Consider the following 281-nt stretch of genomic DNA (forward strand, 5'->3'; position numbering starts at 1 on the left):
TTTGCGTTCCTTTTCATTTTTCAGATTACTGTAACGTGCAACAATATCTGGAATATCATTTTTTTCAATCTCTTTACGTTTATCATCTAATGAGAATCCATCTACTTTCATATCATAGAACCATACGTTATCCGTACCACCAGCATTCGTTTTTGTAAAAATCATAATCGCTGTCGATACCCCTGCATATGGCTTGAACACACCACTTGGCATCGAAATAATTGCTTCTAATTTGTTATTCTCAATAATTTCTTTTCGAATTTCTTTATGGACTTTTGAAC

At 33.1% G+C, this 281-nt stretch carries 1 protein-coding gene; it reads right to left on the minus strand.

Features of this window, described 5'->3' with window-relative positions:
- Positions 1–281, minus strand: a 281-nt coding sequence (locus tag JDS96_RS31035) for an N-6 DNA methylase (protein ID WP_199669150.1), incomplete at both ends; no start/stop codon positions are given.

The organism is Bacillus cereus group sp. N21 (assembly GCF_016483395.1).
In the GTDB taxonomy this organism is placed as follows: domain Bacteria; phylum Bacillota; class Bacilli; order Bacillales; family Bacillaceae_G; genus Bacillus_A; species Bacillus_A pseudomycoides.